This window comes from Tomitella gaofuii, from assembly GCF_014126825.1.
In the GTDB taxonomy this organism is placed as follows: domain Bacteria; phylum Actinomycetota; class Actinomycetes; order Mycobacteriales; family Mycobacteriaceae; genus Tomitella; species Tomitella gaofuii.
In genome coordinates this window covers 4,126,226-4,141,760 of record NZ_CP059900.1, presented here as the reverse complement: position 1 = coordinate 4,141,760, position 15,535 = coordinate 4,126,226, and the positions used below count along the sequence as shown (strand labels likewise).

The 15,535-nt window shown below is 71.6% G+C and carries 15 protein-coding genes; 2 read left to right on the top strand and 13 right to left on the bottom strand.

What is annotated here, in order from left to right:
* Positions 1 to 65: 65 nt before the first annotated feature.
* The 5 genes from H4F70_RS19135 to H4F70_RS19115 all read right to left on the bottom strand — a co-directional run bounded on the left by H4F70_RS19135 (position 66) and on the right by H4F70_RS19115 (position 4,444).
* Positions 66 to 1,535, bottom strand: coding sequence for an MFS transporter (locus H4F70_RS19135; RefSeq protein ID WP_182358376.1), 1,470 nt, complete (start codon positions 1,533 to 1,535; stop codon positions 66 to 68).
* Positions 1,536 to 1,623: 88 nt separating this feature from the next.
* A complete protein-coding gene (locus H4F70_RS19130) occupies positions 1,624 to 2,100 on the bottom strand; it encodes a hypothetical protein (RefSeq protein ID WP_182358375.1) in 477 nt (158 codons plus the stop codon).
* A 201-nt stretch (positions 2,101 to 2,301) separates the two neighbouring features.
* Entirely contained in the window at positions 2,302 to 2,943 is a 642-nt protein-coding gene (locus H4F70_RS19125; RefSeq protein ID WP_235681223.1) for a TetR/AcrR family transcriptional regulator, read from the bottom strand.
* A complete protein-coding gene (locus tag H4F70_RS19120) occupies positions 2,904 to 3,659 on the bottom strand; it encodes an ABC transporter permease (protein ID WP_182358374.1) in 756 nt (251 codons plus the stop codon). The genes H4F70_RS19125 and H4F70_RS19120 overlap by 40 nt, the downstream gene beginning before the upstream one ends.
* Positions 3,656 to 4,444 carry an ABC transporter ATP-binding protein gene (locus tag H4F70_RS19115; protein ID WP_235681222.1) on the bottom strand — a complete coding sequence of 263 codons (789 nt, stop codon included), beginning with the start codon at positions 4,442 to 4,444 and terminating at the stop codon, positions 3,656 to 3,658. Before H4F70_RS19115 ends, H4F70_RS19120 begins: the two co-directional genes overlap by 4 nt.
* 250 nt (positions 4,445 to 4,694) lie before the next feature.
* On the opposite strand from H4F70_RS19115, the gene H4F70_RS19110 reads away from it, so the two are divergent.
* Positions 4,695 to 5,735: a DUF4185 domain-containing protein gene (locus H4F70_RS19110; RefSeq protein WP_182358373.1), complete on the top strand. Its 1,041-nt coding sequence runs from the start codon at positions 4,695 to 4,697 to the stop codon at positions 5,733 to 5,735.
* Positions 5,736 to 5,779: 44 nt separating this feature from the next.
* Here H4F70_RS19110 and H4F70_RS19105 read toward each other — a convergent pair whose 3' ends face one another.
* The 7 genes from H4F70_RS19105 to H4F70_RS19075 form a co-directional block, all read right to left on the bottom strand.
* A complete protein-coding gene (locus H4F70_RS19105) occupies positions 5,780 to 6,535 on the bottom strand; it encodes a DUF305 domain-containing protein (protein WP_182358372.1) in 756 nt (251 codons plus the stop codon).
* 104 nt (positions 6,536 to 6,639) lie between these two features.
* Entirely contained in the window at positions 6,640 to 7,122 is a 483-nt protein-coding gene (locus H4F70_RS19100; protein WP_182358371.1) for a hypothetical protein, read from the bottom strand.
* 134 nt (positions 7,123 to 7,256) lie between these two features.
* A complete protein-coding gene (locus tag H4F70_RS19095; RefSeq protein ID WP_182358370.1) occupies positions 7,257 to 8,138 on the bottom strand; it encodes a sulfurtransferase in 882 nt (293 codons plus the stop codon).
* Between the two features lie 27 nt (positions 8,139 to 8,165).
* The gene (locus tag H4F70_RS19090) at positions 8,166 to 8,636 is read right to left on the bottom strand and encodes a MarR family winged helix-turn-helix transcriptional regulator (protein ID WP_182346245.1); all 471 of its coding nucleotides are present in this window, start codon (positions 8,634 to 8,636) and stop codon (positions 8,166 to 8,168) included.
* A gap of 6 nt (positions 8,637 to 8,642) precedes the next feature.
* Positions 8,643 to 10,307 carry an MDR family MFS transporter gene (locus H4F70_RS19085; protein ID WP_182346609.1) on the bottom strand — a complete coding sequence of 555 codons (1,665 nt, stop codon included), beginning with the start codon at positions 10,305 to 10,307 and terminating at the stop codon, positions 8,643 to 8,645.
* Positions 10,308 to 10,583: 276 nt separating this feature from the next.
* Entirely contained in the window at positions 10,584 to 12,032 is a 1,449-nt protein-coding gene (locus tag H4F70_RS19080; protein WP_182358369.1) for an MFS transporter, read from the bottom strand.
* A 301-nt stretch (positions 12,033 to 12,333) separates the two neighbouring features.
* The gene (locus H4F70_RS19075; protein ID WP_182358368.1) at positions 12,334 to 13,515 is read right to left on the bottom strand and encodes an FUSC family protein; all 1,182 of its coding nucleotides are present in this window, start codon (positions 13,513 to 13,515) and stop codon (positions 12,334 to 12,336) included.
* A gap of 71 nt (positions 13,516 to 13,586) precedes the next feature.
* On the opposite strand from H4F70_RS19075, the gene H4F70_RS19070 reads away from it, so the two are divergent.
* Positions 13,587 to 14,090 (top strand): MarR family winged helix-turn-helix transcriptional regulator, encoded by a 504-nt coding sequence (locus H4F70_RS19070; protein ID WP_182346248.1) that lies wholly within the window; start codon positions 13,587 to 13,589, stop codon positions 14,088 to 14,090.
* A gap of 31 nt (positions 14,091 to 14,121) precedes the next feature.
* On the opposite strand, the gene H4F70_RS19065 is transcribed toward H4F70_RS19070, so the two are convergent.
* Positions 14,122 to 15,417: an NAD(P)/FAD-dependent oxidoreductase gene (locus H4F70_RS19065; RefSeq protein WP_182358367.1), complete on the bottom strand. Its 1,296-nt coding sequence runs from the start codon at positions 15,415 to 15,417 to the stop codon at positions 14,122 to 14,124.
* Positions 15,418 to 15,535: the final 118 nt, after the last annotated feature.

Genomic DNA, 15,535 nt, shown 5'->3' with positions numbered 1-15,535 from the left:
TCAGGTGAATATTCCACTCTCTAGATTCAACACTAGAAATATGTAGATTCTTCTCAGGCGCGGGATCACCCGACGGCCGTGCCCGCCGCGCTCCGTCCCCGACGGGCGGCCGCGACCGCGAACAGCACGCCCACCGCGGCGACGCCGGCGAACCCGAAGTTGAGCAGCCGCGCCGACCCCACCAGCGACGGCCCGCCGACAGCCACCAGCAGCCCGGCCAGAGCCGACCCGAACGTGTTGGAGATCAGCTGCACCGTGTTCACGCCCGCGGAGGCCTTCGCGGCGTCGGCCTCGTCGTCGGTGCTGGAAATGGCGGCGGTGATGAAGTGGGCGAACGCCATCCCGATGCCCGCCCCGGCGACGGCGAGCGTGATGAACCAGCCGGTGACCGTCAGCCCGGACGGGTCGTCGGCCTGCAGCAGCCCGTAGCCCAGGAGGCCGGCCGCGAGCACGAGCGGACCGGCGATCTTGATGGCAGTGGTGGAGCGTTCGGCGGTGGCGTAGGTGGACAGGATCGACGCGATGGACCAGCCCCAGGAGATCGCGGCGCCGAGCATGCCCGCGACGAAGGGTTCCATGCCGCCCAGGTGCTGGCCGAACAGCGGCACGAACGTCTCGGTGGTCGACCCGATGGCCAGCGCCACGATCCCCAGATACACCCACGGCAGCGGCGAGCGCAGCGAATAGGCGAACCGGGGCAGCACCGTGACCCGCGTGCGCCGCTCGGCCGCGACGAACACCGCGAGCGCTGCGACGCCCACCGCAGCGAGCGCCACGATGACGGCAGTGGACGAGGCGATGCTCGCGATGGAGACCGCCGCGGTGGCGCCGGTGAGCACGACCAGGCCGACGGTGGGCACCCCGGCGCGCTCGCCGCCCTCGTCGGGGCGGCGGCGGGGGAGCGCCCGCTGCGACATCACGCACAGCACCGCGACGAACGCCGCCAGCAGGAGGAACGCCCCGCGCCACGCGCCCAACTGCGCGAACAGCCCGCCCAGGACGGGGCCGAGGATGTTGCCGACACCCCACATGGCCGAGATGAGCGCGACCGCCCGCGGCCACAGGCGCTCCGGCAGCGCCGACCGCAACACCGCGAAGGCCAGGCCGGTGAGCAGACCGCCGCCGAGCCCCTGCACCGCCCGTCCCGCGAGCATCACCGCCATCGTCGGCGCCGCCGCGCACACCAGAGACCCGACGGCGAACACTCCGAACCCGATCAGGTAGCTGCGGCGCGGTCCGCTGTTGCGCAGCGATACGCCGACGAACATCGACGTGATCACCGACGCCAGCAGGAACACCGTCATCGCCCACGCGTAGTACTGTTCGCCGCCGATGTCCTCGACGGCGTTGGGCAGCAGGCTGGTGGTCAGATAGATGTTGGTGGCGTAAGCGGCCACCCCGCCCGCGAGCACCACAGCCGACGCGCGGTATGCGGGGCCGAAGAGCTCGCGCCAGGTGCCCGCGCCGATCCGCGCGTTCTGCTGCGCGGGCGTCTCGTTGGGGGGCGCCGTGTCGTCGTGGGGGGTGCCGGTCATGCGCTCAGGGTGTCAGGGCGTCCGCGGCGCGGGGCGGGCGGTGCCGTGTGATGGGCGGTGGATCACGTGACCCGCCGCAGGTGCGCTGCTACGGGAAGTCGATGGGGCCGGTGACGGGGAACCCGGGCAGCGGCACGTCGTGCGGACCGGAATCGTCGACGGACGTGAGCGTGCGGAACGCGGGGCCGTCGTCGGTGGCGGCCACGTCGTGCAGGGCGATCCACACCGGCTCCTTGTGGAAGGTGCCCTGGTAGCAGGTGGGGTCGCAGTCGTTCCAGTACTTGTTGGCGGTGCCCACGGCCAGCTGGTCCGTCCACAGGTACCAGGTGATGTCGGTGAAGCCGCCGTTCGCATCGGCGCAGAAGAGGATGATGTCCGCGGGCTCCTTGACGAGTTCGTGCGCACAATCCATCACCTGTGTCGCGCCGTCGAGCGAGGACGGCGGTGCGGCTGTGGCCGGTGCGCCCAGTGCCGCCGTGCCGGCCGCGCCCACCGCCAGGGCGCCCGCCGCCGCGCCCGCCCTGACGAGCAGGGTTTTCCATGACGCCCGAACGCCCCGACTCATCCGCTTGCCCCGACTCATCAGCAACCGCCTCCCCTTGCTCCTGCACCGTGGTATACATCCTGCCGCACGGGGCCGACACCCACGGCGGGTCGGTGGGATTCGCGGCACTCCGACGTCGACGATCAAGCGATCTGTGCACGTTCGAGTGGCCGAAACGTGCACGGATCGCTTGATCAGCCGGCTGAGGACCTGCCCCGCCCCTCACGCCTCGAACGGCCCGGTGAGGTAGTGCTGGATCTGCGGCGCGCACCGTTCCACCAGCTCGTCGAGGGACATCGAGGCGAGCGGCTCGATCTCGAGGATCCGGCGGGCCACGAGGATCCCGATCATGTGCGACGCCGCGAGGCTCACGCGCACATCGGCGGACCCGGGCGGCGCATCGACGCGCCCGCGCACCTCCTTGAGCGCCACTTCGAGAATGAACGAGCGGATGAGCTGCGGATCGCCGCCACCGAGGATGGTGCGGAACGCACCGACCACCGCAGCCCCCTGCGGCGAGTCCCACAGCCCGACCACCGCGCGCAGGACGGCGCGGGCTATCTGGTCGACGGGCACTGCGCGGACCTGCGCGAGCACCGTCTCCGGGTCTACGGGCAGGGCCAGCGCGGCGGCGAAGAGGTTCCGTTTGGTGCCGAAGTAGTGGTGGACCAGGGCCGGGTCGACGGCGGCGTCGGCGGCGATGGCGCGGACGCTCACCCTGTCGAAGCCGGACTCCGCGAACCGCGCCCGCGCCGCGGCGAGGATCTGCTCGCGGGTGCCGGACTTGCCCGGCCGCCGCCCGCCGCGAGACTGCGGCCCGCCGCTCACGCGGTTCGCCGCCGCATCGTCGCGGCCGCCAGACACAGCGACACCACGGCGAACCCGGCGACCACCGCGAGGTCCCGCCACATCGCGCCGGTCGGTGACGGATGCGCCGCCACCTGCTTCATCGCACTCACCGCGTAGCTCAGCGGCAGCACGTTGCTGATCGCCTCCAGCCAGCCGGGCAAGGATTCGCGCGGCGCCAGCAACCCGCACAGGAACAGCTGCGGCCCGACGATGAGCGGCATGAACTGCACCGCCTGGAACTCGGTGCGGGCGAACGCGCTGCACAGCAGGCCCAGCGCCACGCCGAGGACGGCGACCACCACGGCGATGAGCACCACCAGCGCCGCGCCGCCCGCCACGTCGAGGCCCAGCAGCCAGAAGCAGATCACGCAGGCGATCACGGCCTGCGCCACCGCGGCCAGCGAGAACGCGGTGCCGTAGCCGCCGAGCAGGTCGAGCTTGGTCAGCGGCGTGGTCATGAGGCGCTCGAGGGTGCCGGAGGTGCGCTCGCGCTGCATGGCGATGGCGGTGACCAGGAACATCGCGACGAACGGCAGGATGCCGAGCATGCTCACGCCGACCCTGTCGAACACCGACGGCATCCCCGGCGGGCCGGGCTGGTTCTGATAGACGAAGTACAGCAGCACCAGCAGTAGCGACGGGACGGCGACGATCATGGCGACGGTGCGCCTGTCCGCCCCGAGCTGCCCCAGCACCCGCAGGCTCGTCGCCCCGTATGCGCGTGCACTCATCGCGCCGCCTCCTGCTCTTCTGCTGTGCCCTCGGCGGTGTGCCGTCCGCCTGGTCCGCTCCGCACGAGAGCCAGGAACGCGTCCTCGAGCCGGTCTTCGCCAGTGGTGCCGCGTAACGCGGCCGGCGTGAGCTGCGCGAGCAAGCGCCCGTCGCGCAGGAGGATGAGCTCATCGCAGTGGTCCGCCTCGTCCATCACGTGGCTGGAGACGACGAGGGTGCGGCCGTCGTCGGCGAGGCGGTGGAACCGCTCCCACAGCTCGGCGCGCAGCACCGGGTCCAGGCCGACGGTGGGCTCGTCGAGGATGAGTACGTCCGGGTCGGCCACCAGTGCGCAGGCCAGCGAGACGCGGGTGCGCTGGCCGCCGGACAGTGCGTCGGCGCGTTGGTTCGCGTACGCGCCCATGCCGACCGCGTCGAGGGCCTCCCCCGCCGCCGAGCGTGCTGCCCCGGCGAGGGCGGCGAAGTAGGCGACGTTGCGGCGCACGGTGAGGTCGCCGTAGATGCTCGGGGCCTGGGTGACGTAGCCGACGCGCGAGCGCAGCCGGCGCGTCCCGGCGGGGCTGCCCAGCACGGACACCGTCCCCGACTGCACGATCTGCGTCCCGACGATGCTGCGCAGCAGGGTGGTCTTGCCGCACCCGGACGGGCCGAGCAGTCCGGTGATCGTCCCCGCGCGGACCGCGAGCGAGACGCCGTGCAGCACCGGATTGCCGCCGCGGCGCACCGTGAGCCCGCGGACGTCGATCGCGGGGTCCTGTAATTCACCGAGTGATGAACTCATCATGTGATGAATTATGCGCTCGCGCGGTGGCCGCGTCAAGGGGTGCGGCGCCGCGCACCCCGCCGAGCAAGCATCCAGTGCACGTCTGCGCCGCCGAACGTGCGGAAAAAGCTTGGTCGGCGGGCTCAGACGGGCTCAGGCGATCAGCGGCGCGCCCACACCGCGGATACCGGCTCCGGAGGCCGGCGGCCAGTAGCCTCGGGGGCGGAACAGGACGTCGGCACCCGTCGGCGGCGCCGGGAGGTGATGCGCGATGACGCCACCGCCCGGCCGCGCGCGGTATGTGGCCACACTGACCGGTCGCCTGCGCACCGACCGGTGGGGCGTGGCCGGCACCGACCTGGGCATCCCGGCGCGGCTGCCCTCCGGTGCGGTCGCGTACTTCTTCGGCGACACCTTCGAGTCGTCGGCCGCGGGCGGGCCCGGTTGGCGCAGCCCGGTGATGCTGCGTTCGGGTGGGCTCGACAGGGCGGCGCTCGACGAGGGGATCGTCTTCGACGGCGCATGCGGCGGGCGCTACGCGCGGGAGATCCTGCCCAACGCGCACGATCCGTCGCAGCGGCCCGACCCGGAGACCCCGGGCAGCGAGTTCACGGTGATCCCCTGCGACGCGATCACCGTCGACCGGCGCGTGTACCTGTCCGTGGTGAGTGTGCACTCGTGGAACTCCGCCGCCGCGCCCACCAACTTCACCTACCTGGCGCGCTCCGACGACCTGGGCGTGACCTGGCAGCGCACCGACGCGCGCTGGGACAACACGGGCGGCGCCCTGGACCAGATGTGGACGATGGACCGCGCCGACGGGTACGTGTACGTCATGTCGTCGGCGTTCGACCGCGCCAACCCGGGCGGGGTGATCCTGCGTCGCGTGCCCGAGCACCGGATCGCAGAACCCTGGGCGTACGAGGCGTGGGTGCCGGAGCGCGACGAGATGCCCAGCGGCGTATGGATGTCGGTGCGCTCCGCGCCTGTGGTCCCCGTGCTGCCCGGGCCCGTCGGCGAGCTGAGCCTGCGCCGTATCGAGGGCACCTGGGTGCTGGCGGGGTTCGACCCGGCCGCGTACGCGATCACCACGCGCACCGCCCCGGATCCGACGGGCCCGTGGTCGGAGCCGGTGGTGCAGGTGGCGGGCGGTGAGTGGGGCGCCGGCGACGGCACCTTCGCGCAGATCTACGGGGGCTTCATCCATCCGGACTCGGCTCTCGACGACTTGCATCTGCTGGTCTCGCAGTGGAACACGGCGGAAGGCGCGCCGTATCACGTGCTGCAGTTTCGGACGACGGTCGCGGCATAGCGCCGTGGCCTCCCCGGCGGCGGGGGAGGCCACGGCGCACGGCGTCAGGAGCCGCTCTGCAGCATGTCCTGCATCCGCCCGATCTCGGCCTCCTGGCCGTCGATGATCGCCTGCGCCATCGTCTGCACCTGCGGGTTGGTCCCGGAGCCGAGCACTTCCTGCGACATTTCGACGGCGCCCTCGTGGTGCTGGATCATCATCTCCAGCCACATGCGGTCGAACTCCGGGCCGGAGGCGGCCATGAGCTGGTCCATCTGCTCGTCCGTCATCATGCCGGTCATCTCGTGGCCGCCCTGGGCGCCGTCGGCAGCGTCGTCCGCCCCGTCGCCGCCGTTCATGTCGCCCATGTCATGCCCGGAGCCCATGTCGTCGCCGGAGCCTGTGTCCTCGCCGCCGTCCGCGCTGGGGGCGGGCTGGCCCCACTGCGCGAGCAGCGTCGTCATCTGCTCCATCTCGGGGCCCTGGGCGGTGTCGATCTGCTGGGCGAGCGCGATGAGCTCGGGATTGTCGGTGCGGCCCTCCACCATGTCGGTCATCTCGATGGCCTGGGCGTGGTGCGGGTACATGCCGTTGAGGAAGGCCACGTCGGCCTCGTTGAACTGCGCCTGTGCGGCATCGCCGCCGTCAGCGCTGTTGTCGCCCTCGGCGTCGGCGCTTGCACTCGCGGTGGGCGTGGCGGCGGCGTCGGAACCGGAGTCGCCGGAGCTGCAGCCGGCGAGGATCAGCGCGGATACGGCGACGGCGGAGACGGCGAGGGCCGGCTTGGAGTGCAGGGAACGGCGGAAGGTCGTGGTACGCATGGGGATCCTCCTGGATCGGGTGCGGTCGCGGCGCCGTGGACGGCGCTCTGCGGGGAAGTGTGTGACAGGGTCCGTGCCGGGCGTGCCCGGGCGGTGTCCGCTCATCACACGCGCAGGACCGTCAGCTGTTCCAGGGTGGGATGCGTCCACGGCGGCACCGGGAGGACGGGGGAGTCGTCGCCGGCCGCCCCCGGCGGAGCGCGCAGCTGCACGACGGGGGTGAGCGGCGCCGCGGGGGCGGGGGTGGTGAGGGGCATCGCCGCCGGCACCGGCGAACCGGGGGCGAGGCAGTGCAGATCGCAGCAGTCGAGCGCCGGGAGGCACCCGTCGTGCAGGGCGGTATCGCCATGGCCGGCCATGGTTCGCCCGTGTTCGGCGTGCGCCGGGCCGCCGTGACCGTCGACGACGACGTCTGTGGTCGCCGCGTGGCCGCCGTGACCGGCGGGGGCGGCAGTGCCGGCGAGGCACTGGGCGGCGGCGATGCCCGCGGGGCCGGCGAGCACGATGAGCGCGGCGGCGACGAGGGCGAGCATTCCGCGGCGCACCTGCACCGTGCGGCCGCGCACCGCCGATCGGCCCTGCCTCACCCGCCCACTCCCTCCCGAACCGGATTCCACGTCGCCCGCCACGATACCTACCGGGGGTGTCGGCGGCCGCAGACGTGACGGACCTGGCAGTCATGATGGGCCTGCCAGACGTGACCCGCCATGCCGGCCGTCGCTCAGCCGTCCCCGGTGGCGACGGGCCGCGCCGGATCGGTGATCCAGTGCGACCACGATCCGGGGTACAGCCGCGCCGGTATGCCGGCGATCCGCAGTGCCAGCACCTCGTGCGCCGCGGTGATGCCCGAGCCGCAATAGGCGGCCACCTCGTCCGGCCTCCCACCGATGCCGCCGATGTTGGCGTCGAACTGCCGGCGCAATGCGTCCGCCGGCAGGAAGGTGCCGTCGTCGCGCACGTTGGCGGTGGTCGGCCGGTTCACCGCGCCGGGGATGTGCCCGGCGACCGGATCGACGGGTTCGGCGTCGCCCCGGAACCGCTCCGGGGCCCGCGCGTCGATGAGCACCCCGCGCGCGGCGCACCCGAGCACGTCGTCCGCGTCGAGGACCGAGCCCGGACCTTCGGACGGCGCGGGCCCGCAACGGAAGTCGCCGCGCGCGGGGGAGACGTCGTCATGGGTTCCGCCGTCCGAGGTATCCAGGGGAAGCCCCTCCGCCACCCACCGCGCCAGGCCGCCGTCGAGCACTCGCACGTCCGCGTGCCCGTGGTGCCGGAGCAGCCACCAGGCGCGGGCGGCGGCCGTGGCCGGGCCTGCGTCGTAGACGACGACCGTCGACGCCGCGCCGACGCCGGCCGCGCGCATCGCCTCCGCGAACGCCGCGGCCGACGGCAGCGGATGGCGCCCGCCGGGGCCGGGCGGGCCGGCGAGTTCCGCGTCCAGGTCGACGAACCGGGCGCCGGGGATGTGCCCATCGTCGAACCCGCCGCGGTCGGGGCCCGTCGACAGCCCCCACCGCACATCGAGCAGCACGGGCGGCGTGCGCGACGCGAGCAGGTCCCGGAGCTCACGTGCGTCGACGAGCGGCGATGCGGGGCCGGTCATGCTGTTCTCTTCTGGCCGCTCATGCCCTCACTCTATGGCCGCGTTGAACCGACGCAACTGGACCACGAACGCCTCGAGATCTTCCCTGGTCCAGCCGTCGAGCCGCGCGGAGATGTCCTCCCACCGCATGGCGACGGCCTCGCGCACCTTCTCCACGCCGAGATCCGTCAGGGAGACGGTGTGCGAGCGGCGGTCGTCCGGGTCGCAGTCGCGGCGGATCAGGCCCAGCTCTGTGAGCGCGGCGAGGTGCCGGCTGATCACGGACTTGTCCATGTCGAGCACCTCGGCGATCTCGCCCGCGCGCGTGGGCTGTCGATCCGACACCACCACGAACACCGTGTAGGTGGACGGCGGCATCTCCTCGTGGATCGTGCGGGCCACCTCCGCCTTGCTCAGGCGGATGCGCCGCACCAGCGTGCGCAGCTCGTACTCGATGCCGCGCACCGCGCTGAACTCGAGCGCCTCGGCGGGCGTGATCACCGCATCCGTGGCCGTCATCGCGCCTCAGCCGACCTTCACTCCGGAGGGGTCCTGTGCGGCGCCGGCCTCCGTGCGGTCGTCCTTCTCCGGGGCCGCGGCATCGCCGCCGTCATCCGGTGCTGCGGCCGCCCGCTGCAGGTCGGCCAGCTCGTCGTCGCGCTCGATGGTCTCACGCAGCGGCACCTCCTTGATGAACAGCACCGCGACGAATGCCAGGACGGCGAACGGCACCGAGAACAGGAACACCTGCGCCACACCCGACCCGTAGGCGTGCTCGTAGACGGGGCGCAGCACGTCGCCGAGCGTGGTGACGTCGGGGATCTGGTGGGTGTCCATATCCATCATCGCCCGGCCGACCTCCGGGTCGGAATGGGCGGCGCCGGAGATCGAGGCCGCCACCTTGTGCCCCAGCGCGGTGCCCAGGGCGGACACGCCGATCGCGCCGCCCATCGTGCGCATGAACGCGGCCAGCGAGCTCGCCGAGCCGATGTCCTTCTGCGCCGCGTTGTTCTGCACGGCCAGCACCAGGTTCTGGTTGAGGCAGCCGACGCCGATGCCGAGGATCGACATGTACAGGCCGACGACGATGATCGGCGTGGTGGCCGTGATGGTGCTCAGCAGGACCGCGCCCGCGACCAGCAGGACAGAACCGAAGATCAGGAAGCGCTTCCACTTGCCCTTGGCCGCGATGATCCGCCCGGACACCACCGACGACACGAGCACGCCGCACACCAGGAACAGGGTCATGAGGCCGGCCTTGGTGGGGCTCATGCCGCGGGAGAGCTGGAAGTACTGCACCAGGAAGACGGTGCCGGCGAACATGGCGACGCCCACCATCACCGACGCGAACACGGCGAGGCTGGTGGTGCGGTCCTTGAACAGGTGCAGGGGGATGATCGGCTCGCGCACGCGGGTCTCCGCCCACACGAACAGCGCCAGCAGTGCGAGCCCGCCGACGAGCATGCCGATGCTCAGCGCCGAGCCCCAGTCGAACTGCGATCCGCCCAGCGACACCCAGACGAGCAGCACGGACACGCCCGCGGTGATGAGGGTGGCGCCCACGTAATCGATGGACACGTCGCGCTTGACCGTGGGCAGGTGCAGCGTCTTCTGCAGCACCGCGAACGCGATGACGGCGAAGGGCACGCCCACGTAAAAGCACCAGCGCCAGGCGGCGCCGGACATGTAGCCGGGGAGCGCGTCGCCCAGCGCGGTGGCGTCCACCAGCAGCCCGCCCAGCAGCGGGCCGCTCACCGTGGCCACGGCGAACACCGCGCCGAGGTAGCCGAAGTACTTGCCGCGGTCGCGCGCCGTGATCATGCTGGCGATGACGATCTGCACCAGCGCGGACAGGCCGCCCATGCCGATGCCCTGGATGAGCCGGGCGACGATGAGCACGCCGATCCCGTCCGCCAGTCCGGCGATGACGGAGCCCGCCACGTAGATGAGCAGCGCCAGCTGGGTGAGGGCCTTCTTGCTGAACAGGTCGGCGAACTTGCCCCAGATGGGCGTTGTCGCGGTCATCGTCAGCAGCGACGCGGTGACCACCCAGGTGTAGCCGGCCTCGCTGCCGCCCAGGTCGGCGACGATGCGCGGCAGTGCCGTGGACACCACCGTGGACGAGAGCATGGCGACGAACATCGCCATGAGCAGGCCGGACAGGGCCAGCAGCACCTCGCGGTGGCTCATCGGCGCGGTGCCGGCGGGGAGGTGTGCCGGGCGGGGCGTTGCGGGCGGTTTCGGCAGTGGTCATGCAGTCGCGTCCTCGAATTATCAGGAAAGAATCCACGTGCCGGGCGGCGGTGGGCACGGCCCGGCGTGATTAGTTGCTTTCGTCAACCATACAACTGGTTGCGCCGTACAACTAATGATTCTCGTGTGAGGCCTGACACGCACCGTGCAACACCGGAGCCCGGCGCGCTCCGGAGAGCGCGCCGGGCTCCGGTGTTGTCGAGCGGGGTCCGGTCAGCGTGCGCCGACGGGCTCCGGTTCCTCGCCGGGGATGCCGGTGCCGCGGATCGAGCAGCCGGCGGTCTCCCGAAGGAAGTACACCGCCACCATGCCGACCACGCACGCGATCATCATGTACAGCGCCGGGAACAGGTCCCAGCCGGTGCCGCTGATCGCCGCGTCGTTGATGAACGGGGCGGTGCCGCCGAAGGCCGCCGTCGCCACGTTGTAGCTCAGTGCGAACCCGGCGTAGCGCACATGCGTGGGGAACATCGCAGGGAACGTCGCGGAGATCGTCGCCAGCTGCGGCAGATACAGCAGCCCCAGAACGGCGAACCCCAGCAGCGCCCAGCCGAAGCCCTGCCCCATGAGCCAGTACATGGGTATCGCGAGGACGAACAGGCTGATCAGCGACGCCCACCACATGGGTTTTCGGCCCGTCGAGTCCGACCATCGGCCGATGAACGGGATCACCGCCATCATCACCAGTTCGCCGATGAGGATGAGCAGGGTGGTCGAATCCTCGCTCATGCCGATCTTGTTCTCGAGATAGGTCGGCTGGTAGGTGAGCAGCGTGTACTGCACCACGTTGAGCGCGATCACCATGCCGAACATCGTGAAGATCGGCCCGCGGTAGTCGCGCACCAGATCGACCATCCGCTGCCACGCGGAGCCTTCCATCTCGGTGGACTCGCTGCTCTCGGCCTCGGTGAACACGGGCGTGTCCGACATCTTCGAGCGCAGATACCAGCCCACCAGGCCCAGCGGCGCGGCGATGAGGAACGGGATGCGCCAGCCCCAGTCGCCCATCGCCGCCTCGCTCATCGCGGTCTGGCAGATCAGAACGACGGCGGCGCCCATGACGAAGCCGCCGAGCGTGCCGAATTCCAGGAAGCTGCCGTACTTGCCGCGGTGCCTGTCCGGCGAGTACTCGGCCATGAAGGTCGCGGCGCCGCCGTACTCCCCGCCGGTGGAGAAGCCCTGGATCACGCGCAGGAGCACGAGCAGGATCGGGGCGGCCACGCCGATGGTCGCGTGCGACGGAATGAATGCGATGAGGAAGGTCGCCGCGGACATGAGCAGGATCGTCGCGGCCAGCACGGCCTTGCGGCCGATCCGGTCGCCGATGGGTCCCCACACCATGCCGCCGATCGGCCGGAGTACGAACGAGATCGCGAACGTGAGCATCGTCGACAGCGTCGAGAGGTCGCCGGGGAAGAACGCGTCGCCGATGTACGTGGCGGTGGCGGCGAAGACGCCGTAGTCGTACCACTCGGTGGCGTTGCCGATCGCGGATGCGGCGATCACCCTGCGCAGCAGGCGCCGGCCCTCGGGGGTCTCAGGGTCGGGGGTTCCGGTGACGTCGCCGGTCGCCGTGACGCCGCCCGGTGGAGTCGCGGCAGCCTCGTCTTGGCCGCCGGACGCGTCCGCGTCGTCGGGCGGCAGGCCTGCGTCTGTGCGCATGGGTCCTCCTCCGCCGATGTCGTTCGCGCGGGTACGCGGCGCGACTTCGATCGGCGTTGCAGGTGCCGCGCCCAGCGGGCTGGGCCGATCACCGGCGGGTCCTGTCGTGTGCGTGCCGGTGCGGGGTCCGCGGTCACCGTCGGGTGGTCGACGTTACGTATGTGAATCGGCCGTGGCCAATCATGCGAACGCCGGAGCGGTGCGTGTCGTGCATCGGGACCTGCAGTGTTTCACACGGCTCACCGGCGCGGACGCCGGAATTCCGCGCGTGGATGGAGTCGTTGCACAATCGTGATCGGGATCACTGTCGGACGTCCGGATCCGGCTTCGGCGACGCTCCGGGCGGGGCCTGTGTGCGCCCGGGGAGGTGCTGGGTGTCCGCGGGGTGGATGGTCAGGGCCGCGATCGCGACGCCGACTATCACCCCGATCGCGGTGTCGGCGACGCGGCTGAGCGCCATGGACGTGGTCAGCCCGCCGCTGAGCCCCATCATGAGCAGGGCCATCGGTGTGATGGCGGTGGTGGCGAGGGCATAGTTGCGCGCGATCGTCATCTCGGTGATCACCTGCAGGGCGACGATGGCCGCGGCCGTCGGCCAGAAGCCCATTCCGGTCGCGATGAACGCGAGCGCGACGGCGGCACCGGTGACGTTGCCGACGAGGCGCTGGATCGAGCGCTGCACCGTGCTGGCGAACGTGATCGATTGCAGGGCTGCGGTGGCGCCCATCGACGCCCACAGCGCATGCTCGAGCCCGATGCCCAGCGCGGCCGCTCCGGCCAGCAGGGACGCGACGGCGATGCGCGCGCCAGCGCCGAGGAACTCGCCCGAGGCCAGACGTCCGGCGCCGGAGCGGACCCAGCGGCGCTCCTCGGCGGTGCCGTGCTGGGCCACGCGGGCCACCGGCGCCATCGCGGCGAGCCAGCCCACGGCGACGCCGAGCGCCGTCGCGAGGGCGGCGCGGGGCAGGTCGCCGGTCATGGCCGCCGCCGAGCCGGCGAACACGATCACCACCGCGCCGGGGCCGACGATGCGCAGCGACGCGAGCAGCCACGCCCCCGCGCCGCCGGCGAGCGACAGGACGACGATCTGCAGCAGCATCGGCGTGCCGGTGAGGGCGGACCCCAACAGGATCGACGCGATGATCGTGGCCCCGGCGATCGCTGTCTTGCCCGCGCGGCGCCGATACGGCTCGCCCCGGGCGAAGGCCGCGGTGATCGCGCCCAGGCCTGCGAGGGCGGCGAGCTCCGTGTGCCCCAGCGCGCCGCCGGCGACGAGGACGATGGCGGTGGCGAAGCCGACCCGCAGCGCCGGGACGAGGCTCGGCGACGCCGGGTTGAGCGAGAATGCGCGGCGCCATGTTGCGGGGGCGCCGGAATGCCGGGCAGCCGTGCGGGCGCGGTGTGCGTGGCTTCGGAGGGGCGTGTGTCCGGGTGCGGTGGTGGTGGGAACGGGAGAGGGGGGAGCAGGGGGCCGAGTGCGCATCGTCGATCAGAATACTACACAAGTAAAACACAAGTAAAATAATGTGATGCGGGATGCGTTAGCCTGTGCGCATGCACTCCGACGGCGACCTGGTCGACAGGATCGTCGACGAATGGGATTCCGCGTTCCCGGACGTCGGCCTCGCGCCCGTCGAGGTGATCGTCCGCATCGCGCGCATCGGCACGCTGAGTCTCCGCGCGCTCGAGCACGAACTGGCGCACACGGCGGTCTCACGCGGGGAGTACGAGCTGCTCGGCGCCCTGGTGCGCAGCGACCATCCGCTGCGACCCGGCGAGGTCACGACGACCACGATGGTCAGCCCCGCCGCCACCACCAAGTACGTCGATGCGCTGGTGCGCAAGGGGCTCGTCGAGCGCGGCACGTGGGAACAGGACAAGCGCGTGGTGCTGCTGCAGATCACCGACGCGGGCCGCGAGCTGGTGCGGAAGGTCTTCCCCGCGCGCGTCGAGCGCGACCGGCGCCTGCTCGCGGGGCTCGACGACGACGAACGCGCCGTCCTGCTGGACCTGCTGCGCCGCGTGACGGCGAACGCGGAGCGCGCGGCGCAGGAGTGAGCGGCAGCCGCGGAGCGAGCGGCTGCGGCCCTCAGCCCACGTTGACGCGCCGCGGCCGCAGCGACGTGCCGTAGTCGGTGACCCACGAGCTCACTGCGGCCACCCGCTGCCACGCGCTGGGCAGCAGCATCACGTGCACACCCAGCCAGGCGAGGAACGCGACGTGCCCCTGGATCTGCCGGCGGCCCCGCCCGAGCTCCGCCACCGCCGCGCCGCGGCCGATCATCGCCATGATCCCCTTGTCGCGGTACTTGAATGGGGAGCGGTCGCGTCCCGCCAGGTCCGCCAGGATGTTGCGGGCGGCATGTCGGCCCGACTGCTGTGCCACCGAGCCCAGCTGCGGTAGCGACGCGGTCTTGCCGCCGCGGCCGTGGGTGTCGGGGATCAGCGCGATGTCGCCCAGCGCGTAGACGCCCTCGTGCCCGGGCACCGTCAGGTCGTCGTCGACACTGATGCGCCCGCCGTGCCCCAGGGGCAGGGACGAATCGGCGATGAGGCTCGGCGGACGCTGCCCGCCGGCCCACACCACGGTGCCCGAGCCGATGCGGCTGCCGTCGCCGAGTTCCACGCCGTCGGCCGACACGCTCGTCACCGAGGTGCCGAAGTGCAATTGCACGCCCAACTGCTCCAGCTCGCGCCGTGCATAGGAGTGGGACGCGTCGGAGAACGGTTTGAGCAGCGCGTCGCCGTGGTCGACCAGGTGCACCGTCACCTTGCCGGCGATCCCGCCGTCATAGCGCGGGGCGATCACCACCCGGAGGTTCTCGGCGATGGCGCCGGCCAGCTCGACGCCCGTCGGGCCGCCGCCCACGATCACGACGTCGATGTCGGAGGTGATGCCCAGGGGCGAGTCGACGCGGTCGAGCTCGCCGATGAGGCGCCGGCTGAGCCGCTCCGCGTCCTCGAGCGTGTACATCGGATAGCAGTGCTCCTCGGCGCCCGGGACGCCGAAGAAGTTCGCGTCCACGCCCACCCCCAGCACCAGGATGCGGGAGGTGCACACGGTGCCGTCGGCGAGGGTGACCGACCGGGCTTCCGGATCGACCGCCACCACCTCGCCCACGGCGACCTTCACCGAGTCGTGCCGCCGGAAGATCCCGCGCAGCGGATAGCCGACCTCGCTGATGCCGAGCTGGGACGTGGCCACCTGGTAGTTGAGCGGCTTGAACTGGTGGTAGTTGTTGCGGTCGATGAGCAGGACTTCGACGCCCTCCCGGCCCAGGCGTTCGGCGAGCGCGAGCCCGGCGAATCCTCCCCCGATGACGACGACCTCGCGGTGCACCGTCTGCAGTTCCCCGTCCGTCGCCTCCGGGCCCCGTGATGTCATGGCCATGAAACTAGTCGACGTCATCCGATTTCGAGCCGGTACGATTATTCAACAATGTTGACCATGCGGGGGTGCATCGCACGCTGTGCGGTGCCGGTGTGCGCAGAGTTGACTGGGG